25 protein-coding genes are annotated in these 25,288 nt (G+C 68.7%); 15 read left to right on the top strand and 10 right to left on the bottom strand.

The window, feature by feature from the left end; genetic code table 11:
- Positions 1-13 precede the first annotated feature (13 nt).
- Positions 14-523, top strand: a complete 510-nt coding sequence (locus ACSVDD_RS05355) for an A24 family peptidase (protein ID WP_448188250.1) — start codon at positions 14-16, stop codon at positions 521-523.
- A gap of 1 nt (position 524) precedes the next feature.
- Here ACSVDD_RS05355 and ACSVDD_RS05350 read toward each other — a convergent pair whose 3' ends face one another.
- On the bottom strand, positions 525-1,979 hold the full coding sequence (locus ACSVDD_RS05350; RefSeq protein ID WP_448188249.1) for a helix-turn-helix domain-containing protein: 1,455 nt from the start codon (positions 1,977-1,979) through the stop codon (positions 525-527).
- Positions 1,980-2,171: 192 nt separating this feature from the next.
- On the opposite strand from ACSVDD_RS05350, the gene ACSVDD_RS05345 reads away from it, so the two are divergent.
- The 4 genes from ACSVDD_RS05345 (at position 2,172) to ACSVDD_RS05330 (ending at position 8,515) form a co-directional block, all read left to right on the top strand.
- Positions 2,172-3,704, top strand: a complete 1,533-nt coding sequence (locus tag ACSVDD_RS05345; RefSeq protein ID WP_448188248.1) for an acyl-CoA carboxylase subunit beta — start codon at positions 2,172-2,174, stop codon at positions 3,702-3,704.
- A 17-nt stretch (positions 3,705-3,721) separates the two neighbouring features.
- Positions 3,722-5,722, top strand: coding sequence for an acetyl-CoA carboxylase biotin carboxylase subunit (accC, locus tag ACSVDD_RS05340; protein WP_448188247.1), 2,001 nt, complete (start codon positions 3,722-3,724; stop codon positions 5,720-5,722).
- A gap of 65 nt (positions 5,723-5,787) precedes the next feature.
- Positions 5,788-7,941 carry a methylmalonyl-CoA mutase gene (gene scpA / locus ACSVDD_RS05335; RefSeq protein ID WP_448188246.1) on the top strand — a complete coding sequence of 718 codons (2,154 nt, stop codon included), beginning with the start codon at positions 5,788-5,790 and terminating at the stop codon, positions 7,939-7,941.
- A gap of 145 nt (positions 7,942-8,086) precedes the next feature.
- Positions 8,087-8,515 (top strand): GNAT family N-acetyltransferase, encoded by a 429-nt coding sequence (locus ACSVDD_RS05330; protein ID WP_448188245.1) that lies wholly within the window; start codon positions 8,087-8,089, stop codon positions 8,513-8,515.
- Positions 8,516-8,568: 53 nt separating this feature from the next.
- Here the strand turns inward: ACSVDD_RS05330 and ACSVDD_RS05325 are convergent, their stop codons facing one another.
- Entirely contained in the window at positions 8,569-8,874 is a 306-nt protein-coding gene (locus ACSVDD_RS05325) for a hypothetical protein (RefSeq protein ID WP_448188244.1), read from the bottom strand.
- A gap of 200 nt (positions 8,875-9,074) precedes the next feature.
- Here ACSVDD_RS05325 and ACSVDD_RS05320 point away from each other — a divergent pair, with 200 nt between their 5' ends.
- The 4 genes from ACSVDD_RS05320 to ACSVDD_RS05305 all read left to right on the top strand — a co-directional run bounded on the left by ACSVDD_RS05320 (position 9,075) and on the right by ACSVDD_RS05305 (position 11,765).
- On the top strand, positions 9,075-9,503 hold the full coding sequence (locus ACSVDD_RS05320; RefSeq protein ID WP_448188243.1) for a GNAT family N-acetyltransferase: 429 nt from the start codon (positions 9,075-9,077) through the stop codon (positions 9,501-9,503).
- Between the two features lies 1 nt (position 9,504).
- Entirely contained in the window at positions 9,505-10,206 is a 702-nt protein-coding gene (locus tag ACSVDD_RS05315; RefSeq protein ID WP_448188242.1) for a DUF2161 domain-containing phosphodiesterase, read from the top strand.
- 19 nt (positions 10,207-10,225) lie between these two features.
- Positions 10,226-10,966, top strand: a complete 741-nt coding sequence (locus ACSVDD_RS05310; protein WP_448188241.1) for an SDR family oxidoreductase — start codon at positions 10,226-10,228, stop codon at positions 10,964-10,966.
- A gap of 337 nt (positions 10,967-11,303) precedes the next feature.
- Positions 11,304-11,765, top strand: a complete 462-nt coding sequence (locus tag ACSVDD_RS05305) for an EipA family protein (protein ID WP_448188240.1) — start codon at positions 11,304-11,306, stop codon at positions 11,763-11,765.
- Positions 11,766-11,893: 128 nt separating this feature from the next.
- On the opposite strand, the gene ACSVDD_RS05300 is transcribed toward ACSVDD_RS05305, so the two are convergent.
- Complete coding sequence (locus tag ACSVDD_RS05300; protein ID WP_448188239.1) at positions 11,894-12,736, bottom strand: tetratricopeptide repeat protein; 843 nt, start codon at positions 12,734-12,736, stop codon at positions 11,894-11,896.
- 125 nt (positions 12,737-12,861) lie between these two features.
- On the opposite strand from ACSVDD_RS05300, the gene ACSVDD_RS05295 reads away from it, so the two are divergent.
- The 6 genes from ACSVDD_RS05295 to ACSVDD_RS05270 all read left to right on the top strand — a co-directional run bounded on the left by ACSVDD_RS05295 (position 12,862) and on the right by ACSVDD_RS05270 (position 20,153).
- Positions 12,862-13,386, top strand: a complete 525-nt coding sequence (locus ACSVDD_RS05295; protein ID WP_448188238.1) for a MarR family transcriptional regulator — start codon at positions 12,862-12,864, stop codon at positions 13,384-13,386.
- Positions 13,387-13,468: 82 nt separating this feature from the next.
- The gene (locus tag ACSVDD_RS05290; RefSeq protein ID WP_448188237.1) at positions 13,469-14,305 is read left to right on the top strand and encodes a substrate-binding periplasmic protein; all 837 of its coding nucleotides are present in this window, start codon (positions 13,469-13,471) and stop codon (positions 14,303-14,305) included.
- Positions 14,306-14,335: 30 nt separating this feature from the next.
- The gene (locus ACSVDD_RS05285; protein WP_448188236.1) at positions 14,336-15,979 is read left to right on the top strand and encodes a sensor histidine kinase; all 1,644 of its coding nucleotides are present in this window, start codon (positions 14,336-14,338) and stop codon (positions 15,977-15,979) included.
- A 157-nt stretch (positions 15,980-16,136) separates the two neighbouring features.
- Positions 16,137-17,108, top strand: a complete 972-nt coding sequence (locus ACSVDD_RS05280; protein WP_448188235.1) for an ABC transporter substrate-binding protein — start codon at positions 16,137-16,139, stop codon at positions 17,106-17,108.
- A gap of 11 nt (positions 17,109-17,119) precedes the next feature.
- Positions 17,120-19,468 (top strand): ATP-binding protein, encoded by a 2,349-nt coding sequence (locus ACSVDD_RS05275; protein WP_448188234.1) that lies wholly within the window; start codon positions 17,120-17,122, stop codon positions 19,466-19,468.
- Between the two features lie 157 nt (positions 19,469-19,625).
- A complete protein-coding gene (locus tag ACSVDD_RS05270) occupies positions 19,626-20,153 on the top strand; it encodes a GNAT family N-acetyltransferase (protein ID WP_448188233.1) in 528 nt (175 codons plus the stop codon).
- A 5-nt stretch (positions 20,154-20,158) separates the two neighbouring features.
- Here ACSVDD_RS05270 and ACSVDD_RS05265 read toward each other — a convergent pair whose 3' ends face one another.
- Genes ACSVDD_RS05265 through pqqB form a run of 7 tightly spaced genes read right to left on the bottom strand, consistent with a single transcriptional unit; the run spans position 20,159 to position 25,268 of the window.
- Positions 20,159-20,842 (bottom strand): hypothetical protein, encoded by a 684-nt coding sequence (locus tag ACSVDD_RS05265; protein ID WP_448188232.1) that lies wholly within the window; start codon positions 20,840-20,842, stop codon positions 20,159-20,161.
- Between the two features lie 7 nt (positions 20,843-20,849).
- Positions 20,850-21,797 carry an SPOR domain-containing protein gene (locus tag ACSVDD_RS05260; RefSeq protein ID WP_448188231.1) on the bottom strand — a complete coding sequence of 316 codons (948 nt, stop codon included), beginning with the start codon at positions 21,795-21,797 and terminating at the stop codon, positions 20,850-20,852.
- Positions 21,794-22,150, bottom strand: a complete 357-nt coding sequence (locus ACSVDD_RS05255; RefSeq protein WP_448188230.1) for a winged helix-turn-helix domain-containing protein — start codon at positions 22,148-22,150, stop codon at positions 21,794-21,796. Before ACSVDD_RS05255 ends, ACSVDD_RS05260 begins: the two co-directional genes overlap by 4 nt.
- A gap of 49 nt (positions 22,151-22,199) precedes the next feature.
- The gene (pqqE, locus tag ACSVDD_RS05250; RefSeq protein WP_448188229.1) at positions 22,200-23,300 is read right to left on the bottom strand and encodes a pyrroloquinoline quinone biosynthesis protein PqqE; all 1,101 of its coding nucleotides are present in this window, start codon (positions 23,298-23,300) and stop codon (positions 22,200-22,202) included.
- A complete protein-coding gene (pqqD, locus tag ACSVDD_RS05245) occupies positions 23,297-23,572 on the bottom strand; it encodes a pyrroloquinoline quinone biosynthesis peptide chaperone PqqD (protein ID WP_448188228.1) in 276 nt (91 codons plus the stop codon). Before pqqD ends, pqqE begins: the two co-directional genes overlap by 4 nt.
- Positions 23,569-24,345, bottom strand: coding sequence for a pyrroloquinoline-quinone synthase PqqC (gene pqqC, locus ACSVDD_RS05240; RefSeq protein ID WP_448188227.1), 777 nt, complete (start codon positions 24,343-24,345; stop codon positions 23,569-23,571). Before pqqC ends, pqqD begins: the two co-directional genes overlap by 4 nt.
- The gene (gene pqqB / locus ACSVDD_RS05235; RefSeq protein ID WP_448188226.1) at positions 24,342-25,268 is read right to left on the bottom strand and encodes a pyrroloquinoline quinone biosynthesis protein PqqB; all 927 of its coding nucleotides are present in this window, start codon (positions 25,266-25,268) and stop codon (positions 24,342-24,344) included. Before pqqB ends, pqqC begins: the two co-directional genes overlap by 4 nt.
- Between the last annotated feature and the right edge of the window lie 20 nt (positions 25,269-25,288).

The raw sequence follows: 25,288 nt of genomic DNA, 5'->3' as shown, positions 1-25,288 counted from the left end.
GAGGGGATTGGGAATGGCGTCGGTGCACGCGCTGCTGCTCGGCCTGTACGTGGTGCCGGTGGCGCTGGCGATGGGGTGGGACGCCGTCGCCTATCGGATTCCCAACTGGACGGTGGGCGTGCTGGTCGCCGGCTTCCCGCTGGCGGGGCTGCTGCTGCCCGGGGGGCTGCCCTGGCTGGAGCATCTCGGCGCGGCGGCGCTGGTCTTCGCGGTCGGGGCCGGGCTGTTCGCCTTCCGCTTCGCCGGTGGCGGCGACATCAAGCTGCTGACGGCGGTGGCGCTGTGGGTGGGATGGCGGCACCTGTTCGACCTGATGGTGCTGATGGCTGTTCTGGGCGGCGTGGTGGTGGTGTTCCTGCTGGTCGCGCGGCGCTTCCTGCCGCAGTTGCTGTCGATGCACCCCTCAGCGGAGACACTGGTGCTCCCGCGCGTCTTCCGCGAGGGCGAAGCGGTCCCCTACGGCATCGCCATCGGCGTCGCCGCCCTGATGATGACCCCGGAATTGACGGCGCTGGGCGGATAGCTCACCCCATCCCTTCCACCGAACTCTTGCGGGTGAACAGGTAAGGCACGAAGCTGCGGTGGTGCTCGTCCACCGACAACCCCCGCCCGATGGGCGGGAAGGCGCGCTGCTGGCAGTCCAGGCGCTCGCACAGGCGGCAGTTGACGCCGATGGGCACCGCCGCCTTGGTGTCGGCGATGTCGATGCCGGCGGAATAGACAACCTCGCCGGCATAGCTCGCCTCGCAGCCCAGTCCCACCGCGAACTGCCGCGACGGGCGCAGGTAGGCGCCGCCGCGCTTGGTCACCGTGCGGGCGATGCCGATGTAGGTGGTGTGGTCCGGCATCTCGGCGAACTGCACCAGGATCTTGCCGGGCTGGCCGAACGCCTCGTGCACGTTCCACAGCGGGCAGGCGCCGCCGAACCGCGCAAAGTGAAAGCGCGTTGCCGAGTGGCGCTTGGTGATGTTGCCGGCCATGTCGACCCGCACGAAGTAGAACGGCACCCCGCGCGCTCCCGGCCGCTGGAGCGTGGACAGCCGATGGCAGACCTGCTCGAAGCTCGCCCCGAAGCGGCTCTGCAACTGTTCCACGTCGTGGCGCAGCGCGCGGGCCTGATGCAGGAAGGCGCGGTAGGGCATCACCAGCGCCCCGGCGAAGTAGTTCGCCAAGCCCACCCGGCAGATCGACTTGGCGTCCTCGCTGGAGAAGCTGGCCTGGGCGATGATGTCCTCAACGATGTCGCGGAAGCCCAGCAAGGCGATCTGGTGCGCCATGTGGAAGGCGCGGCTCGGCCCGTTCAGCAGCGCCGACAGGCGTAGCGTGCCCGTCGCCTCGTCGTAGGAGCGCATGGCGGTCTCGCCACCGTCGTCGGCGACGATCTTCACCCGCACGTCGTGCCGGCGCTTGAGGTAGGCTGCCAGTTCGTTGAGCAGGGCGCCGGTGTGGATCTTCTCGCTGTCCCACAGCTTCTCCGCCGCCTCGTCCAGGGAGCCGACGTAGTTGTTGCAATAGTGGAAGTAGTCGCGCACCTCCTCGTAGGGGAACTGCGCCCGCGTCAGGTCGCTGTTGTCCCCCTGGGCCTGGAGGTTGTCGGCCAATCCCTCCACCCGCTCGGTCAGCTTCTGGAACGCCTGATGCAGCCCCAGCACGCGCCGCGCCAGTTCCGGCGAGGCGCCGACCACGCCGCGCAGCTCGGCCGCGCCCAGCGGCTCGCCGCCGAACAGCGGGTCGGCCAGCGCCTCGCGCAGGTCGGCGACCAGACGCGCCTCCTCGTCCTCGATGAAGTTGGTCAACTCCACCTCGAAGACGCCGCTGACTTTCAGCAGCACGGCCAGTGTGAGTGGCCGCTGATTGTTTTCCAGCTGGTTCAGGTAGCTGGGCGACAGGTCCAGCGCCTTCGCCAGCGCCGCCTGAGTCAGCCCGCGCTGCTCGCGCAGCCGGCGCAGCTTGTATCCGAGGTAGAGTTTCTTCTGCATAGGACGTATGGGGGATGCTTCGCAAGGTTCGCAAACCATTCTCTGCGTTCGCAAAGATTTTTGCAAGTTCGCACTATTTTGGCCGCCCCTAGGTTTATGGCGGATTGCAGGGTTGCAAATCCTGTGAATAATCCCGGCCACCTAATGGAGGGCACCGCGGTGTCCGACGATCGTTCAAGTGGGAAGCGCCGAATGCAGGAAATCCTGGCCAGGTTGGAATCCATGCGCGCTGGAGCGCGTCTGGGCGGTGGCGAGAAGCGAATCGCCGCGCAGCACGCCAAGGGCAAGCTCACCGCCCGCGAGCGCATCGAGCTGCTCGTCGACGAGGGCTCGTTCGAGGAGTTCGACATGTTCGTCGAACACCGCTGCATCGATTTCGGCATGGAGACCCAGAAGGTCCCCGGCGACGGCGTGGTTATCGGCCACGGCACGGTCAACGGCCGCCTGATCTTTGTGTTCAGCCAGGACTTCACCGTGTTCGGCGGCTCGCTGTCCGAGGCGCACGCCGAGAAGATCTGCAAGATCATGGACCTCGCCATGAAGGCGGGCGCCCCGGTGATCGGCCTCAACGATTCCGGCGGTGCGCGCATCCAGGAAGGTGTGGCGTCGCTCGGCGGTTACGCCGAGGTGTTCCAGCGCAACGTGATGGCGTCCGGCGTCGTCCCGCAGATCTCCATGATCATGGGCCCGTGCGCGGGCGGTGCGGTGTACTCGCCGGCCATGACGGACTTCATCTTCATGGTGAAGGACTCGTCCTACATGTTCGTGACCGGCCCGGACGTGGTGAAGACCGTCACCCACGAGGTGGTCACCGCCGAGGAACTGGGCGGCGCAATCACCCACACCACCAAGTCCTCCGTCGCCGACCTCGCTTTCGAGAACGATGTCGAGGCGATCCTGCAACTGCGCCGCTTCATCGACTTCCTGCCGGCCAACAACCGCGAGAAGGCGCCGGAGCGTCCCTGCATCGATCCGGCCGACCGCTACGACCACTCGCTCGACACCCTGGTGCCGGAGAACCCCAACAAGCCCTACGACATGAAGGAGCTGATCCTCAAGGTCGTGGACGAGGGCGATTTCTTCGAACTCCAGGCCGAGCACGCCAAGAACATCATCATCGGCTTCGGCCGCATGAACGGCACCACGGTCGGCTTCGTCGCCAACCAGCCGCTGGTTCTGGCCGGCTGCCTGGACATCGACAGCTCGATCAAGGCGGCGCGCTTCGTGCGCTTCTGCGACGCCTTCAACATTCCGATCGTCACCTTCGTGGACGTCCCCGGCTTCATGCCCGGCACCGCGCAGGAGTACGGCGGCATCATCAAGCACGGCGCCAAGCTGCTGTTCGCCTACGCCGAGTGCACCGTGCCGAAGGTCACCGTCATCACGCGCAAGGCGTACGGCGGCGCCTACGACGTCATGTCGTCCAAGCACCTGCGCGGCGACATCAACTACGCGTGGCCGTCGGCGGAGATCGCGGTGATGGGGCCGAAGGGCGCCGTCGAGATCATCTTCCGCGGCGACATGGGCGACCAGTCCAAGATCGACGCGCGCACCGAAGAGTACCGGCAGAAGTTCGCCAACCCCTTCGTTGCGGCGTCGCGCGGTTACCTGGACGACGTCATCCATCCGTACGGCACCCGCAAGCGGATCTGCCACGCGCTCGCGATGCTGCGCAACAAGCAGCTCGAGAACCCGTGGCGCAAGCATGACAACATCCCGCTCTGAGACGAGGTAGGCGCCAAATGTTCACCAAGATTCTCATCGCCAATCGTGGCGAGATCGCCTGCCGCGTCATCAAGACCTGCCGCCGCCTTGGCATCAAGACGGTTGCGGTCTATTCGGATGCGGACAAGAACGCCCTGCACGTGGACATGGCCGACGAGGCCGTGCACATCGGCCCGCCGCCGTCCGCGCAGAGCTACCTGCTGATCGACCGCATCGTCGATGCCTGCAAGAAGACCGGCGCCCAGGCCGTTCACCCCGGCTACGGCTTCCTGTCGGAAAAGCGCGAGTTCCAGGAGGCCCTGGACAAGGCCGGCATCGCCTTCATCGGTCCGGGTGCCCACGCCATCCAGGCGATGGGCGACAAGATCGAGTCGAAGAAGCTCGCCAAGGCGGCGGGTGTCTCCACCGTGCCCGGCTATCTGGGCGTCATCGAGACCGACAGCGACGCGGTGCAGATCGCCCGTGAAATCGGCTACCCGGTGATGATCAAGGCCTCGGCCGGCGGCGGCGGCAAGGGCATGCGCGTGGCCTGGAACGACGAGGAGGCCCGCGAGGGCTACCAGTCGGCCAAGAACGAGGCGCGCTCCAGCTTCGCCGACGACCGCGTCTTCGTCGAGAAGTACATCCAGCAGCCGCGCCACATCGAGATCCAGGTGCTGGCCGACAGCCACGGCAACGCGCTGTACCTGGGCGAGCGCGAGTGCTCGATCCAGCGCCGCCACCAGAAGGTCATCGAAGAGGCGCCGTCGCCGTTCCTCGACGCCGCCACCCGCAAGGCGATGGGCGAGCAGGCTGTGGCGCTGGCCAAGGCGGTGGACTACAAGTCGGCCGGTACGGTCGAGTTCATCGTCGACGGCGACCGCAACTTCTACTTCCTGGAGATGAACACCCGTCTCCAGGTCGAACACCCCGTGACCGAACTGATCACCGGCCTCGATCTGGTCGAGCAGATGATCCGCGTCGCGGCCGGCGAGAAGCTGCCGATCACCCAGGACGAGGTTCGCCTGAACGGCTGGGCGATGGAGGCCCGCGTCTACGCCGAGGACCCGTTCCGCAACTTCCTGCCGTCCACCGGCCGTCTCACGCACTACCAGCCGCCGGCCGAGGACCCGCACGTGCGCGTCGATACCGGCGTGTACGAGGGCGGCGAGATCTCGATGTTCTACGATCCGATGATCGCCAAGCTGTGCACCTGGGGCTCGACGCGCGACGCGGCGATCACCCGCATGCGCGAGGCGCTGGACGAGTATTACATCCGCGGCGTCAGTCACAACATCCCGTTCCTGGCCTCGCTGATGGCGAGCCAGCGCTTCGTCGAAGGTCGGCTGACCACCAACTTCATCGCCGAAGAATACCCGAACGGCTTCCACGCCGCCGACCTGCCGCCCGACGACCCGGCGGTCCTCATCTCCATCGCCGCGGTGATCCACCGCTGCCTGAACGACCGCGATATCCAGATCAGCGGCAAGATGATCGGCAACACCGCCAAGGTGCGCAGCGACTGGGTGGTCGTGCTGAACGGCACGCAGCACCCCGTGCACGTCGATCCGGTGGCCGGCAGCCCGCAGCGCATCGGCTACGGCGTCGACATCGAGGGCAAGCACCACACGGTGTGGAGCGACTGGCAGATCGGCAACCCGCTGTTCCGCGGCACCGTGAACGGCGTGCACGTCTGCGTGCAGGTCGACCGGGTGGGCAGCGGCTACCGGCTGTTCCACTCCGGCGCCCAGGCCAACGTCAAGGTGCTGACGCCGAAGGGTGCCAAGCTCGACGCGCTGATGCCCGAGAAGCAGCCGCCGGACATGTCCAAGTTCCTGCTGTCGCCGATGCCCGGCCTTCTGGTCTCGCTGGCGGTGGCCGAAGGGCAGGAGATCAAGGCCGGCGAAGTGCTGGCCGTGGTCGAAGCGATGAAGATGGAAAACATCTTGCGTGCCGCCCAGGATGGTACGGTATCCAAGGTGCACGCCACGCCGGGCAGCAGCCTTGCGGTGGACCAGAAGATCATCGAGTTCGCGTGATCTGCTAATCTTCCCTCCCCTGCCTCCGGCGGGGGAGGGATGCTTGTGATTTGTGGAGGGATTTCATGTCCGACTTTCCGAAGAAGACCCTGGCCGATTGGGAAACCCTGGCTGCCAAGGACATCGGCGCCAACGGCAAGCTGTCGGACCTGACCTGGCACACGCCGGAAGGCCTGGACGTCAAGCCCCTCTACACCGCCGCCGACCTGGAAGGGCTGGAGACGGACACGCTGCCGGGCTTCGCGCCCTTCACCCGCGGCCCGCGTGCCACCATGTTCGCGCACCGGCCCTGGACGATCCGCCAGTACGCCGGCTTCTCCACCGCCGAGAAGTCCAACGAGTTCTACCGCGCCAACCTGAAGGCCGGGCAGATGGGCCTGTCGGTGGCCTTCGACCTCGCCACCCACCGCGGCTATGACAGCGATCACCCGCGCGTCGTCGGCGACGTCGGCAAGGCCGGCGTGGCGATCGACAGCGTCGAGGACATGAAGATCCTCTTCGACGGCATCCCGCTCGACAAGATGTCCGTCTCGATGACCATGAACGGCGCCGTTCTGCCGATCCTCGCCGGCTACATCGTCGCCGCCGAGGAGCAGGGGGTGAGCCAGGACAAGCTGTCCGGCACCATCCAGAACGACATCCTCAAGGAGTTCATGGTCCGCAACACCTACATCTATCCGCCCGAGCCCTCGATGCGGATCATTGCGGACATCATCGAGTACACGGCGCTCAACATGCCGAAGTTCAACTCGATCTCGATCTCCGGCTACCATATGCAGGAGGCCGGCGCGACCGCGGTGCAGGAACTGGCCTTCACCATCGCCGACGGCCTGGAATACGTGCGTGCCGCCATGTCCAAGGGCCTGCCCGTGGACAAGTTCGCGCCGCGCCTGTCGTTCTTCTTCTCCATCGGCATGAACTTCTTCATGGAGATCGCCAAGCTGCGCGCCGCGCGCCTGCTGTGGTCGACCCTCATGAAGGAAAAGTTCGATCCGAAGGACGCCCGCTCGCTGGCGCTGCGCACGCATTGCCAGACCTCGGGCGTCTCGCTGACCGAGCAGGATCCCTACAACAACGTCATCCGCACGACCATCGAAGCGATGGCGGCGGTGCTGGGCGGCACGCAGTCGCTGCACACCAATGCGTTCGATGAGGCGCTCGGCTTGCCGACGCCGTTCTCGGCGCGCATCGCCCGCAACACGCAGCTGATCATCGCCGAGGAGACCGGCGTCACCAACGTCGTCGATCCGCTGGGTGGCTCCTTCTACATCGAGCACCTGACCAGCAGCCTCGCCAACGCGGCCCTGGAGCTGATCAACAAGGTCGAGGACCTCGGCGGCATGACCAAGGCTGTCGAGTCCGGCATGCCCAAGCTGCTGATCGAGGAGGCCGCCGCCCGCCGTCAGGCCCGCATCGACCGCGCCGAGGAAGTGATCGTCGGCGTCAACAAGTACCGCCCGGAGAACCCGGAGACGGTGGACGTGCTCGACATCGACAACACCGCGGTGCGTGAGTCGCAGATCGCCCGCCTCCAGTCGGTCCGCGCCAACCGCGACGACGCGGCCTGCCGCGCCGCTCTGGCCGAACTGACCAAGGCCGCGGCGGAGAAGTCCGGCAACCTGCTGGACCTCGCCGTCAAGGCGACTCGCGCGCGGGCCACGGTCGGCGAGATATCCGACGCGCTGGAGGCCGCCTTCACCCGCCACGTAGCGCAGATCCGCTCGGTGTCGGGCGTGTATGGCGCGGCCTACGAGGGCGACGCCGGCTTCAAGGCGATCCAGGACGAGATCGACACCTTCGCCGCCGAGGAAGGCCGCCGCCCGCGCATCCTGGTGGTCAAGATGGGCCAGGACGGCCACGACCGCGGTGCGAAGGTGATCGCCACCAGCTTTGCCGACATCGGCTTCGACGTGGACATCGGCCCGCTGTTCCAAACGCCGGAGGAGGCCGCCCGTCAGGCGGTGGAGAACGACGTGCACGTGATCGGCGTGTCGAGCCAGGCCGCCGGCCACAAGACGCTGGTGCCGCACCTCATCGAGGAACTGAAGAAGCAGGGCGCCGGCGACATCCTGGTGGTGTGCGGCGGCGTCATCCCGCCGCAGGACTACGACTACCTGTACAAGGCCGGCGTGTCGGCCATCTACGGCCCCGGCACCAACATCCCCAAGGCCGCCGCCGAGATCATCGGCATCCTGCGCAAGCAGAAGGCCGCTGCCTGATCAAGTGCGAGGGGGACACCCCCTCGCGCACCTTGCCAGAGGCCGAAAGGTCCCTGGACCCCTGGAAGGCGCCGCGAGGCGCCTTTCTTTTTTGGCGGGAGTTCCATAGGGTGCGCACAACCCAGTGCTGCTCGACGAGCCCCCGATGACAACCGACGCCTCGCCCCTCTGCGTAACCGACCAGCCCGACCCGGACGTGGCTGGGCAGCTCCTTGACGGCTTGCGCCGCTACAACGCGGCCCACACCGGCCCCCATGACCGGCAGCCCCTGATGATCACCATCCGCGCGCCGGATGGAGCCCTGGCCGGCGGCATGACCGGCTTCACCCTATGGCAATGGCTGTACGTCGATTACCTGTGGGTGGCGGAGGGTAAACGGCGCACCGGCGTCGGCTCGCGCCTGCTGCGCGCGGCGGAGGAGGAGGCGGTGCGCCGCGGCTGCCGCTGGTCGCGCCTCAACACCTTCGATTTCCAGGCGCCCGGCTTCTACGCCAGGCATGGCTATGAGCAATGCGGCGCGATCGAGGGTTACCCGCCCGGCCATCGCTTGCTCTGGCTTCGCAAGGCGCTGTAACGTGGCCGCATCGGCCGGGCGAAGGCGCCGCGAGGCGCCTTGCCTTTTGGTGTTTAATGGGTGGTTTCCGGCTCGTGTGCGATCGGCTTGCCCATTTCGTAGAAGTGGAACAGGTGCATGGCCCGTTGGCCGTTGTAGTCCAGCACGCGGAGATCATCGGTCTGCGACAGGTCCTGGCAAACCGCCTCGAAATGCCGGGCATAGCGCTCCTTCACCAGGGGCAGCGGCAATTCATAGGCAAGGAACTTGTCGATTCCCTTGATCGCCAGTTTCCTGATGAGTTGGCGATCCTCGATCTCCGGGTAGGAGGACAGAATAACCAAGGGGCCGCTGCCCGTGAGCAGGAAGAACGCGTGCATCACGCACCTCGCGACGTCAATGGGCACTGGCCTTCCTCAATGCCCGGATCTGCAAGGCGGATCATCCGAAGGCATCCGCCTGAATGATATGTTGTCGGGGCGTCGGCACAGGGAGTGCCCTCCACTTTGTCGCCACAAACTGTTGTGGGTGGTGCCCCGGCCCCCTTAGACTTCCGCCGCACTCCACCTCTGGCAAGCCCATGACCCCCGACAGCCTGACCGTTTCCCTCTCCGGCCACCTCGATCCCGCCGAGGTCGCGCGCATTCACGAAAGCCTGCGCCGCTTCAACGAGCCGCACAGCGGCTCCTACGACCGCGACGACCTGCTGGTCACCGCCCGCGCGGCGGACGGCACGCTGGCCGGTGGCCTTACCGGGCTGACGCAGTGGCAGTGGCTGTACGTCGACTATCTGTGGGTGGACGAGCGCTGGCGCGGCAGCGGCCTCGGCTCGCGGCTGATGCAGTGTGCGGAGGACGAGGCGGTGCGCCGCGGCTGCCGGTGGTCGCGGCTCTACACCTACGACTTCCAGGCGCCGGGCTTCTACGCGAAGCGCGGCTACGAGCAATGGGGCGTGCTGGAGGACTACCCGCCCGGCCACCGCCAGATCTGGCTGCGCAAGGCTCTGTGACGTGTCCGTCGCCGCGGAAACCGACCTCTACGCCCCGGTGAAAGCCTTCCTGGAGGCGCAGGGCTATGTCGTGAAAGCGGAGATTCACAGTTGCGACCTCGTCGCCGTGCGCGCCGACGAGCCGCCGGTGATCGTCGAGCTGAAGAAGCGCTTCACCCTGGACCTGCTGCTCCAGGGCGTGGACCGCCTGTCGGTCACCGACGCCGTCTACCTCGCCGTGCCGCAGCCCGGCCGCAAGGCGTCCGGCCCGTCGCCGTACGACTCCGACGTGAAGAAGCTGTGCCGCCGCCTCGGCCTCGGCCTGCTGATCGTTGATCCGGCGCGCACCGAGGCGCACCGGGTGGAAGTGCTGCTCGACCCCGTCCCCTACAGCCCGCGCAAGGACCGCAAGCGCGCCGCCCGCCTGCTGGGCGAGCACGCCCGCCGCACCGGCGACCCCAACCGCGGCGGCAGCACCCGCGTGCCCATCGTCACCGCTTACCGCCAGGACGCGCTGCGCTGCGCCCGCCTGCTGCACGCGCAAGGCCCGATGACCATGAAGGCGATGCGCGCCGCCGGAGCCCCGGCCGACGTGACGAAGATCCTCCGGCGCGATGTCTACGGCTGGTTCCAGCGCGTGGCGCGCGGCACCTACCATGTGTCGGAAGGCGGGGTTCAGGGGCTGGCGACGTTCGCTTATGCTCTGGAGATGGAAAGTACGTGAGGACGGGGAGGGACAGGACATGCCGACGCTCATCGTGACCGGAGGCAGCCGCGGCATCGGCGCCGCGGTGGCGCGGCTGGGGGCGAAGCGCGGCTACGCCGTGGCGGTGAACTACGCCTCCAACGCGGCGGCGGCGCAGGCCACCGTCCAGGCGATCCGCGCGGCCGGCGGCACCGCGGAGGCCATCCAGGGCGATGTGGCGAACGAGGCGGACGTGCGCGCCCTGTTCGACGCGGCCGAACGGCTGGGACCGCTCGCCGCGCTGGTCAACAGCGCCGGTATCGTCGGCCCTTACGGCCGGCTCGACGAGGCGGACACCGAGGGGATGCGGCGCACGCTGGACATCAACGTCTGGGGCTCGCTGCTGTGCTGCTGCGAGGCGGTGCGGCGCCTGTCCACCCGCCACGGCGGGCCGGGCGGGGGCATCGTCAACCTGTCGTCCATGGCCGCGGAGTTGGGCTCGCCGAACGAGTTCATCACCTACGCGGCCAGCAAGGGCGCCATCGACAGCCTGACCATCGGCCTCGCCCGCGAGGTGGCAACGGAGGGCATCCGCGTCAACGCCGTGCGGCCGGGCCTGATCGACACCGAGATCCAGGTGATCCCCGGCAAGGGCAGCCGCCTGGACACGCTCGCTACCTCCCCGCCGATGGGGCGTCCGGGGAGCGCAGAGGAGGTGGCGGAAACGGTGCTGTGGCTGCTGTCGGACGCCGCGTCGTACGTGACGGGGGCGCTGCTGAACGTGAGCGGAGGGCGGTAGGCATCCCCTCTCCCGCCCCAGGAGAGGGAGTGGGGCAATCGCATATGAAGACGTTCAAACCGTATAATGGCAGTCGGGCCAGGCCCTGGCCGGATGCCGGTTCTTGGCAGATTTTGCTTCGCGCGGCCAAGGGTGTTCGAGATTGGATACCCATTTTTGACCAATAATACTGCGATCCGCTTTATCCTTCTGGATAATTGACGGCACATGTATGGTGTTGTTACTCTGTTCGATGCGTGATTAATCTAAAGATGATGACGCTTGATTTTGTTGATGCACAATCAGGTTTGTGTCTTCTCATCTTTTTCCCTGGCTCGCGACAATTTGGGAGGGCGATATGCGTAAGGTGTCCAGCCGGTGGATCCACTGTGCGGCCGTGGCGTGCGTCGCCGCCGGTGCGTGGATGTCCGGGGTGGCGACAGCCCAGGAGGCGAAGCAGACGCCCGATGGGACCATCGAGTTTACCGGCGGGTCCGCCGCGATCGGCATTGGGTACTCCTGGGGAAGCGGCACGCTTTTCTACAAAGGCAAACAGTACCCGTTCACGGCCTCCGGCTTTTCCCTGGCGGATGTCGGGGCCACCGAGAACAAGGTCACCGCGGACGTCTACCATCTCAGCGCGATCAGTGATTTTCCGGGTACGTACAACGTTGCGCAGACGGGCGCCGCTCTGGTCGGCGGCGGCGGGATCGGCTATCTCCAAAACGACAAAGGCGTCGTTCTGAAAGTTGTCTCAAGCACGAAAGGGGCCAGACTGTCCCTCGGCGTCGGGGGCGTGGCCATTGCACTGAAACAGTAGATCCCTTCGCGGACTGCAATCTCCTTATGCGACGGCCCTGTTTTCCCGGCTGCCGCCGATAGCGACCCCTCATCCCAACCCTTCTCCCCTTGGGGGAGAAGGGTTTCTTCTTGCGCCGAACCTTCAGGCTACCGCTTCTTCGCCGTCACCGGCGGCCTCGGCGCTGCGGCCGGAGTCTCGCCCGGCACCTCCAGCCCGCCGCCGCGGGCTTGGCGATAGTAGGCGAGGTTGCCCTGCACCATCGGCTCGTCCAGGTCGAGCCGGCCTATGCGGGCGGCGTCCTGGTCGCGGCCGGCCAGCCCGTAGGCGAGCGCCAGATTCTGCCGCTGGAGCGGGCTGGCGGACGGCGAGCGGGCCAGCGGCTCCAGAATGCGGATCGCCTCCGCCGCGTTGCCCGACAGCACGTAGGAAAAGCCCAGGTTGTTCAGCGTCACCCGGTCGTCCGGCGCCAGCGCCAGGGCGGAGCGGAACTGCTCCTGCGCGCCTTTATGGTCGCCCATCATGTCCTTGGCGACGCCCAGGCCGTTGAGCGCACGACGGTCCTTGGGGTCGGCCGCGAGCACGCTGGCGTACTGGCGGGCCGCCTCCTCCGGCTGGTCCAGCGCGATCAGCGCCCGGCCGTAGCCGCGCAACGCCGCCGCACTGCCGCCGTCGAGCGCCAGCGCCTGACGCCACGCGTCCAGCGCCTCGCGCGGGTTGCCCTGGTCGGTCAGCACGTCACCCAGGCCCAGCAGCGGCTCGATGCGCTTCACGCCGGCGGCGTGGGCGCGGCGGTAGAGCGTGGTGGCGGTGAACAGGTCGCCCTGGGCGCGCGTGGAGTCGGCGATGCGCATCAGCGCGTCGTAGCTGGCGGCGTTGGCCGCGCCGGTCTCGGTGCCTTCCTTCGTCGTCTGGCAGGCGGCGAGAACCAGCGTCAAAAACACCACCAGAGCGGGCGGACGGCAACGGCGGCGGAGGGTGTTGGAGGCCACGATTCCAGGAATTCCCAAGATTTTTCCCTGCGTACGGTCTGTGTTGACGGTTAAGATATCTTAAACACTTCCATACCTACTGTATTTGATCGACTTGGCGGCCTCACAGACTGCATCCCCGTCCCATGACAACAACGCTCGTTCAGCCCCAGCCCGACGAGGCCACCCGCAAGGACAAGGTCGCGCCGAGCCAGATGTACCATGAGATCGCCCGCATCATCGAGAGGATGCACCGCCGCTATCTCGACGTCCTGCGCATCGAGCTGGGCCGCATCGGCATCGACGACATCAGCCCCGTGCAGGTGATGATGCTGCTGAACATCTCGTCCGGCGAGATTAGCGTGCGCGACCTCATCGAGCGCGGTTATTACCTCGGCTCGAACGCGTCGTACAATCTGAAGCAGCTGGTCGACCAGGGGTATGTCGATCGCGCCGCCTCGCCGCGCGACAAGCGGGCGGCGCGGCTCAAGCTGTCGGTCCGCGGGACGGACCTGTGCGAGCAGCTGCGCCGCATGTCCACGCTGCACGCCGACGCGCTGATCCGGGGCGAGGGCGACATGCAGGAGTTCGAGGTGACGTACAAGACACTGCGCCGCCTGGAGCGCAAGTGGACCGATGTCATCCGCTCCGACGAGAGTGAGCTGCTGTAGGCGCTCCGCTGCAATCCGGCTGTTTGAATTGCTATCAGGAACTGGCACTCTCAGGCATCGATGAGATGGTTCCGGTGCCCGCATGGTTCGCAGTGTCTGGTGGCAGGGCCTGGCCCGCTGGTTTGCCGTACTGATCGCGGCCGCAGCAACCGCGGTGGCAGGCGGGGCGGCCAGCGCCGATTCCGCAGCCGGGTCCGCCGTGCGCGTGCGCGTCGTCTACGAGCCGAAGGCCAACCCGCCGCGCATGCTGGGCGAAGGGACCGCCATCGATTGGGAAAAGCCGGGCCTGACGCTGGAGCTGCTGCGTCTCGTCGGTGCGCGCACCGGCGTCCAGTTCGCCTATGAGCGGGTGCCGTGGAAGCGCGGGCTGTTCCTGATCGAGGCGAACGAGGCCGACGCCATCTTCCACACCAGTTTCGTGCCCGAGCGCATGGACATCATGGTCTACCCCATGAAGGGCGGACAGCCGGATGCGGGGCGCGCCGTCTTCGTGCAGAACTATATGCTGTACAAGCGCGCCGGCACGCCGGTCGTCTGGGACGGCGCGGCGCTGGCCGGCGCCGACGTGCCGGTGGGAGCCACCTCCAACTATTCGGTGGTGGGCGACCTGAAGCGGCTCGGCGTGCCGGTCGAGGTGGCGAACACGTCGGAGCAGAGCCTCGACAAGCTGCTGAGCGGGCGCATCGCCGCCTACGCCGGGCTGGAGGCGATGACCGACGCGGTGCTGGCGGGCAACCCGGCCAAGTACGGCAAGCTGGTCAAGCTGACGCCGCCGCTGGTCAGCAAGCCCTACCACCTGACGTTCTCGCGCGGCTTCTACACGGAGCACCGCGACGTGGCGGAGCGGATCTGGGATGCCATCGCCGCGGTGAACGCCTCGGCGGAGTTCGCGGCCATCGTCCACCGTTATGTGGACTGATCGCCGATGACGGCGGATGTCATCCAAAAGGTGCCTCTACGGTCGCAGATCGCGGTCCGGCTGATCCGCGTCACCTTCGGGCTGTACGTGCTGGTGGCGGCGCTCATCGCCGGCACGCAGATCGTCCAGGAGTATCTCGGCTCGCTGGAGGGCGTGCAGCGCGAGCTGACCATCTACGCCGGGGCCTTCGAGAACGGGCTGGGCAGCGCGCTGTGGTCGCTCGACACCGAAGAGCTGCAATCCATGGTCGCCGGCATGACGCGCATTCCCGGCATCGCCGGGGTCAAGGTGGTGGACCATCGCCGCGCCCGCACCTTCGCGGTGGCCGGCGCCGTGCTCGACGGCAACGGCACGGCCACGTGGCACGGCCGTGACGGCCGGCCCGGACCGGCCCCCGACGCCCGCATCCTGACCGGCCTGTTCGGGCAAGAACACCCGGTTCAGCACACCCACGCCATGGGCAGCACCCTGGTCGGCTATGCCACCCTCTACAGCAACTCCGGAGCGGTACTCGACCGCGTGTGGGTGCCGGTGGCGCTGGTGCTGGGCGGCGCCGCGGTGAAGACGGCGGCGCTGTGGCTGATCTTCGTCTTCGTCGCCCGGCGCCTGCTGGTGCGGCCGCTCACCCGCCTGACCGAGGCGGTGGTCCACATGGACCCGCGCACCGGGCCGGGGCCGGACCTCGCACCGCGCTCCGACAGCGGCGACGAACTGGCGGCGCTGGAGAACGCCTTCGCCGACCTCTCCCACCGCCTGCGCGAGGAGACCGCCGCCCGCAACGCCCTGGCGGCCGGCCTGGAGGACGAGGTCCGCCGCCGCACCGGGGAAGCGGTCACCGCCCGCCGCTCCGCCGAGCGCGCGCTGGCCGAACTGGGCGAGGCGCAGGCGCATCTGGTGCAGGCCGAGAAGATGGCCTCGCTCGCCACGCTGGTGGCCGGCGTGGCGCACGAGATCAACACGCCGGTGGGCATCGTGGTGACCGCGTCGTCTCACCTGATCGATGAGGCGCGCCGCATGGAGGAGCGCGCCCGCGAAGGCAATTTGCGCCGCGCCGACCTCGACGGCTTCCTGGGTGCGGTGACCGAGGCCGCCACCATCGTCCTGTCCAACGGCCGGCGCGCCGCGCATCTGGTGCAGAGCTTCAAGCGAGTCGCCGTGGACGAGGCCAGCGAGGAGCGCCGCGTCTTCGTGCTCGACACCTATGTGCGCGACGTGCTGGCGACGCTCGGGCCGCGGCTCAGCCGCAGCCCGGTCCGCGTGGACCTCGACATCCCCGAAGGGATCGAGCTGGAGAGCTACCCCGGCGCGCTTGCCCAGGTGCTGACCAATCTGCTGCTGAACGCGCTGGTGCACGCCTTCCCGGATGCCAGCGGCGGACGCATCACCATCGCCGCCCGCGAGGACGCCCCGAACAGCATCGAGCTGACCGTGTCGGATGACGGGTGCGGCATCGCGCCCGACCTGCTGCCGCGGGTCTTCGACCCGTTCGTCACCACGCGCCGCAGTGCGGGCGGCAGCGGGCTTGGCTTGCACGTCGCCTTCAACCGGGTGACGCTGACGCTGGGCGGCAGCATCGCGGTGGATAGCCGGTTGGGCCGGGGCACCGCGTTCACGCTCCACCTGCCGCGCGTCGCCCCCGAGCCGGTGCACCCGGAGCCGGAAGGCGTCCGGTAAGGGGCGGCCGGTCATCGCCTTCATCCTTTCGTTTCCGAACCCAATAATATCCGATTGCCGTACTTGGTCTTTGCGACTTAGTATCGATAGCGGCCCGCTTCGAGGCCGATGAGCCGTTGATCGAGGGTGTGGCTGTTTGGCTTTGGTACGATCCTCGATGCGCTGGTGGACGTCGGCGATTCCGATCGTCGTGTTGACGGCGATGCTGGCATTGTTGGTCCGCTGCGCGGAGCCGGAGGCGGCGGGGCGCGGGCGGGTGATCGGTGTGCTGACCAGCGCCGCGGTGGCACTGCCGGCCTATGACGGCTTCCGTGCCGGCATGGCCGAGATCGGCGGCAATCCCGTGTCCTACATGTTCAGCGGTGTCATGGCCGCCGACGATGCCCTGGCCGCCGAGGCGAGCCGGCTGGTGAACGCCGGTTCCGACCTGATCCTGGCGCTCACCACTAAGGCGGCGCTGGCGGCGCGGGACGCCGGACGGGAGCGCGGCGTGCCGGTGATCTTCGCGCCGGCCAGCAACCCGCTGAAGACCGGGCTGGCGGCGTCGCTGCGCCAGCCGGGCGGACTCGCCACCGGGGTGACCTTTGGACGGCAGGAGGCGCGCCGGCTGGAATGGCTGTTGCGCCTGATGCCGGGGCTGGGCGGAGTCTATGTCCCCTACACCCGCAACGACCCCAGCCCGCTCGCCAGTCTGGCGGTGTTGCAGGAGGCGGCGCGCAAGCTGAACCTGCCGCTGACGCTCGCGCCGGTGGACGGCTGGAAGGATATGCAGGCGACGCTGGAGCGCCTGCCCGACGGCGTGCAGGCCATCCTCATAACGCCCGATCCCGAGTTGGCGTCGCACGCCCGTGAGCTGGCCGCTTTTTCTATGGAGCGCGGCATCGCGCTGTCCATGCCGCACCGCGAGGGGGTGGAGCAGGGCGCGCTGATGTCCTACGGCTTCGACCTGTACAGCCTTGGCGGGCAGGCGGCGCACCAGGGCGCTCTGGTGCTGTCTGGCGTGGCGCCGGCTGAAATTCCGGTCGAGATGGCCGAATTCTCGCTGTCCATCAACCTGGAGGCCGCGCGCCGCATCGGCCTGGCGATCCCGCCGACGATCCTGCGGCAGGCCCATGTGGTGGCGCCATGAGCGCCGGTCCAATGAGCGCGTGGCCTCGCCGCAGCATCCGCAAACGGCTGATCGCCGCCTTCTTCGGACTGGCGGTCGGGCCGCTGCTGCTGCTGGCGCTGTTTTTGCTGCCCTACAGCGCCTACACCCGGCTAGAATCCTCGCTGCTGCGCCAGGACGAGGCGGCGCGGCGGGTCACCCTCGACGTCGCCGTGCTGTTCCGCGAAACCGAAGCCTCCATGCGCGCGGCGCTGGGCGAGGTGCAGACCTACGGACTCACCGGCCCGCCGCTGCACCTGCGCCTGGACGCGCTGATCGCCGAGGCGCACCGCTTCTCGTCGGTGTCGCTGGTGGACCGCGCGGGCATCGAGAGGGCGCGGGTCGAGTACGACGCCATCGTCGGCCCCGACGATCTGCGCGACCTCCACGCGCTGGCGCCGGTCGACGGTGCGCTGGCCAGCGGCGCCACCGCTTACGGCCCGGCCGAGTTCGACGCGCAGACCGGCGAGCCGTCCATGCTCGTCGTCATGCCGGCGCTGGCCCCGGACCAGCGCACCGTCGAAGGGGCGCTGGTCGCCCGGCTGCGCATCAAGCCGATCTGGCACGTGGTCGCGCATGCCTGGGCGGCGCAGGATCTGGATGCCTACGTCGTCGATCCCACCGGCCGGGTGATCGCCCACCGCAGCCCCTCGGTGGTGCTTAGCGAGCGGCGCGTCGCGCTGCCGCTGGAGGACGGGTTGACGCGCGGCCTGAACGGCGGCTGGGTGGCGCGCGCCTCGGTCGGGCGGCCGGTGGGTGGGCAGACGCTGACCACCATCGTCGATGTGCCGGCCGCGGAAGCGCTGGGGCCGACGCTGCGCCTGCTGGGCGTCACGATGACCCTGCTGCTGGGCGGCATCGCCGTTGCCGCGGTGCTCGTGCGCCGGGCGCGCCGCAGCATCACCCGGCCGTTGCGCGAACTGGTGGAGACCGTGCAGGCGATCACCGCCGGCGACCTGACCCGCCAAGCGGAGGCCCATCGCAACGACGAGGTCGGCGATCTGGCGCGCGCCTTCAACGAGATGACCGAGCGGTTGCGCGACCTGATCGGCGCGCTGCGCCTGGAGGTCGCCACGCGCACCGACGCCGAGGAGGCGCTGCGCCGCCTCAACGAAGAGTTGGAGGAGCGTGTTTCGCGGCGTACCGCCGAGCTGGCCGGCGAACTGGCCGAGCGCCGCCGCGCGGAACAGGCGCTGACCGCCAGCGAGGGGCGGGTGCGCGCCATCATGGACACCGTGCTGGAGGGCATCGTCGTCGCCGACGAGCGCGGCATCATCCAAGCCTTCAACCCGGCGGCCGAGCGGATCTTCGGCCTCACCGCGGCGCAGGCCATCGGCAACGAGCTGGGCATCCTGATGGCGCCAGCCGACGCCGCGGCGCACCGCAAGTACCTGGAGCGCTATCTGATGGCCGGGGAGGCGTGGGTCATCGGCCGCAACCGCGAGGTCACCGGCCGACGCCGCGACGGCAGCGAGTTCCCGCTGGACATCGCCGTTTCCGAGCTGATCACCGACGAGGGGCGGCTGTTCATCGGCGCGTTGCGCGACATCAGCGCCCGCAAGGCCATCGAACGCCAGCTGATCGCCGCCAAGGATCAGGCGGAAAGTGCCAACCGGGCCAAGAGCGAGTTCCTCAACAGCATGAGCCACGAGCTGCGCACGCCGTTGAACGCCATCCTCGGTTTCGCGCAACTGCTGGAAATGGACAGCCCGGCGGCGCTGCCGGCCAAGCGGGCGGAGTACGTGCAGCTCATCCTGCGCGCCGGGCACCATCTGCTGTCGCTGATCGAGGACGTGCTGGACCTCGCCAAGATCGAGGCCGGGCGGGTTGAGCTGGCGGTCGAACCGGTGGCCCTCGGCACCGCGGTGACCGAGGCGCTGGACATCGTCGGCCCGGTGGCGGACGCCGCCGGCATCACGATCGTGAACGAGGCCGGCGACGGCGCGCCGCTGGTGCTGGGCGACGCGCGGCGCGTCCGTCAGGCGCTGGTCAACCTGCTGTCCAACGGGGTGAAGTACAACCGCCCCGGCGGCCGGGTGACAGTGTCGGTGAAACCCGGCGACGGCGGCCGGCCGCGCGTGCTGGTCACCGACACCGGCCGCGGCATCCCGCAGGACCGCCTGGGCGAGCTGTTCGAACCCTTCAACCGCCTGAACGCCGAGCGCAGCGCCATCGAGGGCACCGGTATCGGTCTGGCGATCACCCGCCGGCTGATCGAGTCCATGGGCGGCGAGGTCGGCGCCACCAGCCAGGAGGGCGTGGGCTCGACCTTCTGGATCGCACTTCCGGCGGCTGGGTGGCAGGCGGCGGAGTTGCTGGAGGTCGGGGCGGTGGGGCGCTGAGGGCACCTGTCGGGTGAGGACCTCGCCGGTCATTTCCACCAGATCGTCGATCCATTCGCCGGCGAAGCGGGCCATCGGCCGCCGCGTCCCGGCCCGCCAGCGTTGCCGAACGGGGCGTTGGACGTCACAATGGCGGCGGACCAACAGGGAGATCCGAATGCCGGACGTCGTCGTACGCCCGTCGCGCGCCGAGGACATCGACGCCATCCACGCCATCTATGCCCACCACGTGCTGCGCGGGCTGGCCTCCTTCGAGGAGGTGCCGCCGGCCGCCGCCGAACTGGCGCAGCGGCGCGAGGCCATTCTGGCCGGCGGCCTGCCGTATCTGGTGGCGGAGGTGAACGGGCGGGTGGCCGGCTATGCTTATGCCGGGCTGTTCCGGACGCGCTCGGCCTACCGGTACACGCTGGAGGACTCGGTGTACGTGGAGCCGGGCCGGGAAGGGCAGGGCATCGGCCGGGCGCTGCTGACCCGCCTGCTGGCGGAATGCGAACGGCTGGGCTGCCGCCGGATGATCGCGGTGATCGGCGACAGCGGCAACGCCGGGTCCATCGGCCTGCACGCGGCGCTGGGGTTCCAGCACGCGGGCGTGCTGCCGTCCACCGGCTTCAAGCTCGGCCGCTGGGTGGACACCGTGATGATGCAGCGCCCGATGGGGCCGGGCGACGAGACGCTGCCGGAGTAACCGCTCTACTCCGCCAGGATCTTCAGCAGGCCGGACAGCACGAGGTTCGAGCGCAGATCGTCCTCGGTGAACAGGTCGGGGCGCGAGGCCATGAGCGCGTGCTGTTCCTCGGTGATGCCGATCAGCTCCGCGCAGAGCGCCTTGTCGGCGGGGGCGAGGCCGGCGACGAAGGCGGAGATTCCGTGCGCCCGGATTCGTTCGTCGAGGTTGATCAGGAAGGTCCGGCGCTCCCCCAGCATGGGGGCGAGGCGCTCGCGGATGAACGCCTCCTTCTGCGCCTGGATGTCCAGGGGAGAGGGGCCGTGATCGACCTCCTGGATCAGGGAGGCGGCTTCGCGGTCCCGCGCCTCGGCAGCGGCGGCGGCCTTCCGCTTGATCGTCTGCGCCTGCTCGACGATCCGTCCAGTGGAGAGGACTGGCGGCGGGGGCGGCGCGTCCTTGGCGTGCTTGCGTTTGAGGTCCTGGGCCTTTTCGATGACGGCGTCGGCCGCCGGGCCACGCGGAGGGGCGGCCTTTTTCAGGTCCTGCGTTTGGACGATCAGGTGCTCGACCGAGGACGCCGCCCTCTTGAGTTCCTGAGCCGCGACGATCACGTCGCCGATGGACGGCGTCGCGGGCTGTGCCGCGGCGTCCGCCACGTGCAGGAAAGCCGCAAGCGCCAGTCCAAAGGTCGTGAGGCGTCCGTGCATCGGTGCGTTACGGCCGCAGGATGGGCTTGCAGTCCGGGTGGCCCTTGGCCTTCACCTCCTGGCAGAACTGGGCGGCGGCCTCGCGGTCGGCGAATCCGGTGAGCCGCACGAGCGTCAGCACGGTGCCATCGGTGCTGCGTGTCTGCGGCACGAACAGCGGCTCGTACGCGTCGAACAGCGGGCTCATCCGCTTTTGCAGGCGCTTCCACTCCGCGCCGGCACGGTTCTCGCTGACATAGGTGCCAACCTGGACCTGAACTCCACCCACCGCGGGATCCGCAGCCGTGGCCGGTGCTGGCTCGGCCGGGGGCGTGGCCGCTATCGGTGCGGGCGGTGGTGCCACCGGAGCGGCGGCCACCGGGGCTGGCGGCGGCTCCGGCGCCCTGGCGACGGCCGGTGTCTGTTCCACGCAGGCCGCCAGCGCCTTGAGGCTCTCGCCGACGCCCTTCAAGGAGAAGTCCTCGGTCCGCTCGACGCCTTCGACGGAGAGCCACTGGCCGGTGCTCAACAGGTCGCGGACGGCCGGGCCGGTCGGCAGATCGACGACCACGCTGTCGCGCACCATGTACGCCGGCGCCGTGTACGCCAGCCCGTGGTCGATAGAGTAGCCCACCGACAGCCGCTCGCCCTTGGGCAGGTCGATGGGGGTGTTCTGGAGGATGAGGAAGAAGTCCTTCTCCCGCGTCAGCGCGAAGGACAGCGTGGTCCCTGTGTCGAATTTCTGCGCGGCGACGCAGCTTTTCACCTGACCGCGGGCGTCGCGGAAGATGGTGCCCTCCCATGGGCTTCCGGCCTTGAACCCCTCGGCCAGGGCCGGAGCGGCGACGGTCAGGAAGGCAGCGGCCAGCAGGAGAGTCCGGCGAAGCGAAGAGGGCGGCTTGTTCATGCCGCACGGTAGGGCGTTTCGCGCGCCGAGGCAAATGGGGCCTTCCGTCGCACTCACCGTCGCACTCATGGCGCTTTCTCCGGCTCCGACGCCAGGATGCCGTCGAGCCATTCGAGGTGCGGCGCCGCGGCGGCCTGCGTCGCTTCCTCCAGCTGGTGATAGCGCTCGACCAGCTCCAGGCCGAGCGGCGTCAGCTCGGCGCCGCCGCCCTCACGGCCGCCGACGCTGGTGCGCACCAGCGGTTCGTGGAACATCTTGTTCATGGTCTCGATGAGGAACCACGCGCGCCGGAACGCCATGTCCAGCGTCCGCGCCGCGCCGGAAATCGAGCCCGTGTCGCGGATCGCCTGGAGAAGCGCCACCTTGCCGGGGCCGATCACGCCCTGGTCGTGCACGATGCGCAGTCGAAGCCTGCTCGCCATTCCCACCCCTTCGTCCGGGCGGGCCATAGGCCCGCGCGGCGTAAGGGTATCATGGCGATGGCGGATTCCGATATTCCCGGTAGGTGAACCCGACCTCCGTCCGCGCGGCGTCCCGTTCCGCCGTGGCGAGAACCCCGGCGTGGGCGTCGGACAGCGCACACACGGGGTCGGCCGCCGCCGCGTCGCCGGTCAGCGCCAGCGCCTGGCAGCGGCAGCCGCCCCAGTCGATCTCCTTGCGCTCGCAACCCTTGCAGGGCTGCGGCATCCAGTCGGTGCCGCGGTAGCGGCGGAACGCCGCGCCGTCGCGCCAGATCTCGGCCAATGGGCGGTCGAACACCGTCTCGAAGGTCAGGTCGGGGATGGTCTCGGCGGCGTGGCAGGGCAGCACCCGACCGGTCGGCGAGACGTTCATGAAGCGCCGGCCCCAGCCGCCCATGCACGCCTTCGGCCGCTGCGCGTAGTAGTCCGGCACCACGTAGTCCACGACGATGCGGCCCTTCAGCGACGGCAGCCGCGCTTTCACCACGGCGTCCATGGCGACGAGCTGCTCGCGCGTCGGCATCAGCGCCGCACGGTTGACCAGTGCCCAGCCGTAATACTGGACGTTGGCGATCTCGATGCGGCCGGCCTTCAGTTCCAGCGCCAAGTCGATGAAGGCATCCACCCGGCCGATGTTGTGCCGCTGCACCACCGCGTTGACGGTCAGCGCCAGCCCGAGATCGACGATCTCCCGCGCCGTGGCGAGCTTGCGGGCGTGCGCGCCGGGCATGCCGGCGACGCGGTCGGCCTCGCCGTGCAGCGTGTCCTGAAAGCTGATCTGCACGTGCTGGAGGCCGGCTGCCTTCAGCCGCTCCAGCCGCGCGCGGTCGAGCGTCACCGCCGAGGTGATCAGGTTGGTGTAGAGGCCGGCCTTGGTGGCGTGCGCCACCAGCTCCTCCAGATCCTTGCGCAGGCAGGGCTCGCCGCCGGAGAAGTGCACCTGAAGGGCGCCGGCCTCCGCCGCCTCGTCCAGCACGCGGCACCATGTGTCGGTGTCCATCTCGGCCGCCATGGCGTCGAGCTGCAACGGGTTGGAGCAGTACGGGCACTTGAGCGGGCAGCGGTGGCTCAGCTCCAGATGCACGGCGACGGGCGGTTCGAGGGTGGTCATTGTTGCACAAATCCCCGCTCGCGCATGTCCTGCAACAGCTCCAGCACGTCCGTGGCGATCTCGGCGCGCGGGGCGGCGAAGTCCGTCGCCAACTGGTCGATGCCGGCGCCGACCGTAACGCCGGCCTGCACGCAGGCGCGCACCACCTCCAGCGCCAGCTCGTCCAGCACCAGGACGCGTTCCGGCCCGAGCAGAGTCCACTGGTCGCGCGCCCGGTCGTGGCGCAGGAGCACGCCGGGGGCGAGGCGCAACGTGTCGGTTTCAGCGATCATCGCGTGTACCGGGTCGGCTCCATCCCCGCGGGCACGAAAGCACCGGGCGGGATCAGGCCGGGCGACACGTAGGCGTGGTGCAGCGCGTCGAGCTGCGCCCACAACAGCTCCGTCTTGAAGCGCAGGGCGGCGATCACCTGTTGCTGCTGCTCGGGCGTGCGGGCGTTTTCGAGGACGTAGCGCAGGCCGAAGCGTACGTCGCGCGGCGCCTCGTCCAGGCGCTTGCGGAAGTAGCTTAGCGTGCTGTCGTTGGCGAAGTCGTAGTTCTGCTCGAAGCCGGCGATGCGCTCGCGGTGGATGGCCGGGGCGAACAGCTCGGTCAGCGAGGAGGCGACGCACTCCAGGATCGACTTCTCGGCGCAGAAGTTGACGTAGGCGTCCACCGCGTAGCGCGTCGCCGGCAGGATGCCCGCCAGCGACTTCACATAATCGCGCTCCAGGCCGAGGCCGTCGGTGAGGCGCAGCCAGCGCTCGATGCCGCCGACCTTGGTCTCGTCCACCTGCCCGTCGGGGCCGAGGCCGTCGTGGTCGAGCACGCGTTGCAGCCACTCGCGGCGCAGCTCGTGGTCGTCCATGCGCGACATGATGGTCAGGTCCTTGATGGGAATCGAGACCTGATAATAGAAGCGGTTCAGCGCCCACGCCTGGATCTGGCCGTGCGCCAGCTTGCCGCCGTGCAGCAGCTTGTGGAACGGGTGCAGGTCATGGTACTGGCGCTCTCCGATGGCCAGCAGCTCGCGTTCCAGGTCGTCGCGGGAGAGAAGGCGGGTCATAGGCTCAGCTCCATGCCGTCGAAGGCGATGTCCCAGCCGGCGTCCGCGGCGGCGCGCCGCTCGGGCGAGTCCTCCAGCAGCACCGGATTGGTGTTGTTGATGTGGATGAACACCTTGCGCGCCACGCCCAGGGGGGCGAAGGCGGCGATGCTGCCGCCCGCGCCGGACATGCACATATGGCCCATGCGGGTGGCGGTCTTGGTGCCGGTGCCGAAGCGCTGCATCTCGTCGTCGGTCCAGGTGGTGCCGTCGAACAGAACCAGCGGAGCGCCGCGCAGCCGCTCGGCCAGCCAGTCGGGCAGGGACGCGCAGCCGGGGATATAGAAGAATGCCGCACCGGTCGCCGGATCGCTGACGCGCAGCGCCACCGTGTCCTCCGGCACCGAGCCGAAGCCGGGCGCCGACTCGTCCTCCAGGTACAGCGCCACCTTGCCGGGCACGGCGAACGCCTCGACCTCCAGCCCGAGCGGCGCGCCGTCGGCGGCTTCGGGGCGGAAGGGCTCGCCCACGCTCATGGCGCGGCGCGGCACGAGGTCGGCGTTCAGCACCTGGAACACCGAGTTGCCGGCCAGCACTCGGTGCACGCGCGGCGTGGCGTAGACCGCCAGCGGCTGCATCTCGCGCAAGGACAGCAGGCCGGTGACGTGGTCGATGTCGGCGTTGGTCAGCACCGCCGCGGCCAGCGGGCTGGAGCGGATGCCGTCCTGCGGGTGCAGCGCCGGGTTGGCGTTGATCTGCGCGCGCAGATCGGGGGAGGCGTTCAGCAGCAGCCACCGGCCGTCGCCGGAACTCACCGCGATGGAGGATTGGGTGCGCGGACGCGCGGCCGGGTCACCGGAGCGCGCACGGCGGCAGCCCGCGCAGTTGCAGTTCCACTGCGGGAAACCGCCCCCGGCCGCGGAGCCGAGAACAAGGATGTGCATCGTCGAGAATCCCGGACGGG

The sequence above is a fragment of the Azospirillum terrae genome (genome assembly GCF_053470425.1).
This window is presented reverse-complemented; position numbering and strand designations above follow the sequence as displayed.

Coding starts and splice junctions, on each gene's coding strand:
- pqqB (WP_448188226.1), bottom strand. CDS start 25,268: ATGCACATCCTTGTTCTCGGCTCCGCGGCCGGGGGCGGTTTCCCGCAG.
- pqqC (WP_448188227.1), bottom strand. CDS start 24,345: ATGACCCGCCTTCTCTCCCGCGACGACCTGGAACGCGAGCTGCTGGCC.
- pqqD (WP_448188228.1), bottom strand. CDS start 23,572: ATGATCGCTGAAACCGACACGTTGCGCCTCGCCCCCGGCGTGCTCCTG.
- ACSVDD_RS05275 (WP_448188234.1), top strand. CDS start 17,120: ATGAGCGCGTGGCCTCGCCGCAGCATCCGCAAACGGCTGATCGCCGCC.
- accC (WP_448188247.1), top strand. CDS start 3,722: ATGTTCACCAAGATTCTCATCGCCAATCGTGGCGAGATCGCCTGCCGC.
- ACSVDD_RS05355 (WP_448188250.1), top strand. CDS start 14: ATGGCGTCGGTGCACGCGCTGCTGCTCGGCCTGTACGTGGTGCCGGTG.
- ACSVDD_RS05305 (WP_448188240.1), top strand. CDS start 11,304: ATGCGTAAGGTGTCCAGCCGGTGGATCCACTGTGCGGCCGTGGCGTGC.
- ACSVDD_RS05290 (WP_448188237.1), top strand. CDS start 13,469: ATGGTTCGCAGTGTCTGGTGGCAGGGCCTGGCCCGCTGGTTTGCCGTA.
- ACSVDD_RS05345 (WP_448188248.1), top strand. CDS start 2,172: ATGCAGGAAATCCTGGCCAGGTTGGAATCCATGCGCGCTGGAGCGCGT.
- ACSVDD_RS05320 (WP_448188243.1), top strand. CDS start 9,075: ATGACCCCCGACAGCCTGACCGTTTCCCTCTCCGGCCACCTCGATCCC.
- ACSVDD_RS05325 (WP_448188244.1), bottom strand. CDS start 8,874: ATGCACGCGTTCTTCCTGCTCACGGGCAGCGGCCCCTTGGTTATTCTG.
- ACSVDD_RS05310 (WP_448188241.1), top strand. CDS start 10,226: ATGCCGACGCTCATCGTGACCGGAGGCAGCCGCGGCATCGGCGCCGCG.
- ACSVDD_RS05330 (WP_448188245.1), top strand. CDS start 8,087: ATGACAACCGACGCCTCGCCCCTCTGCGTAACCGACCAGCCCGACCCG.
- ACSVDD_RS05260 (WP_448188231.1), bottom strand. CDS start 21,797: ATGAGTGCGACGGTGAGTGCGACGGAAGGCCCCATTTGCCTCGGCGCG.
- scpA (WP_448188246.1), top strand. CDS start 5,788: ATGTCCGACTTTCCGAAGAAGACCCTGGCCGATTGGGAAACCCTGGCT.
- ACSVDD_RS05280 (WP_448188235.1), top strand. CDS start 16,137: ATGCGCTGGTGGACGTCGGCGATTCCGATCGTCGTGTTGACGGCGATG.
- ACSVDD_RS05265 (WP_448188232.1), bottom strand. CDS start 20,842: ATGCACGGACGCCTCACGACCTTTGGACTGGCGCTTGCGGCTTTCCTG.
- pqqE (WP_448188229.1), bottom strand. CDS start 23,300: ATGACCACCCTCGAACCGCCCGTCGCCGTGCATCTGGAGCTGAGCCAC.
- ACSVDD_RS05350 (WP_448188249.1), bottom strand. CDS start 1,979: ATGCAGAAGAAACTCTACCTCGGATACAAGCTGCGCCGGCTGCGCGAG.
- ACSVDD_RS05255 (WP_448188230.1), bottom strand. CDS start 22,150: ATGGCGAGCAGGCTTCGACTGCGCATCGTGCACGACCAGGGCGTGATC.
- ACSVDD_RS05270 (WP_448188233.1), top strand. CDS start 19,626: ATGCCGGACGTCGTCGTACGCCCGTCGCGCGCCGAGGACATCGACGCC.
- ACSVDD_RS05295 (WP_448188238.1), top strand. CDS start 12,862: ATGACAACAACGCTCGTTCAGCCCCAGCCCGACGAGGCCACCCGCAAG.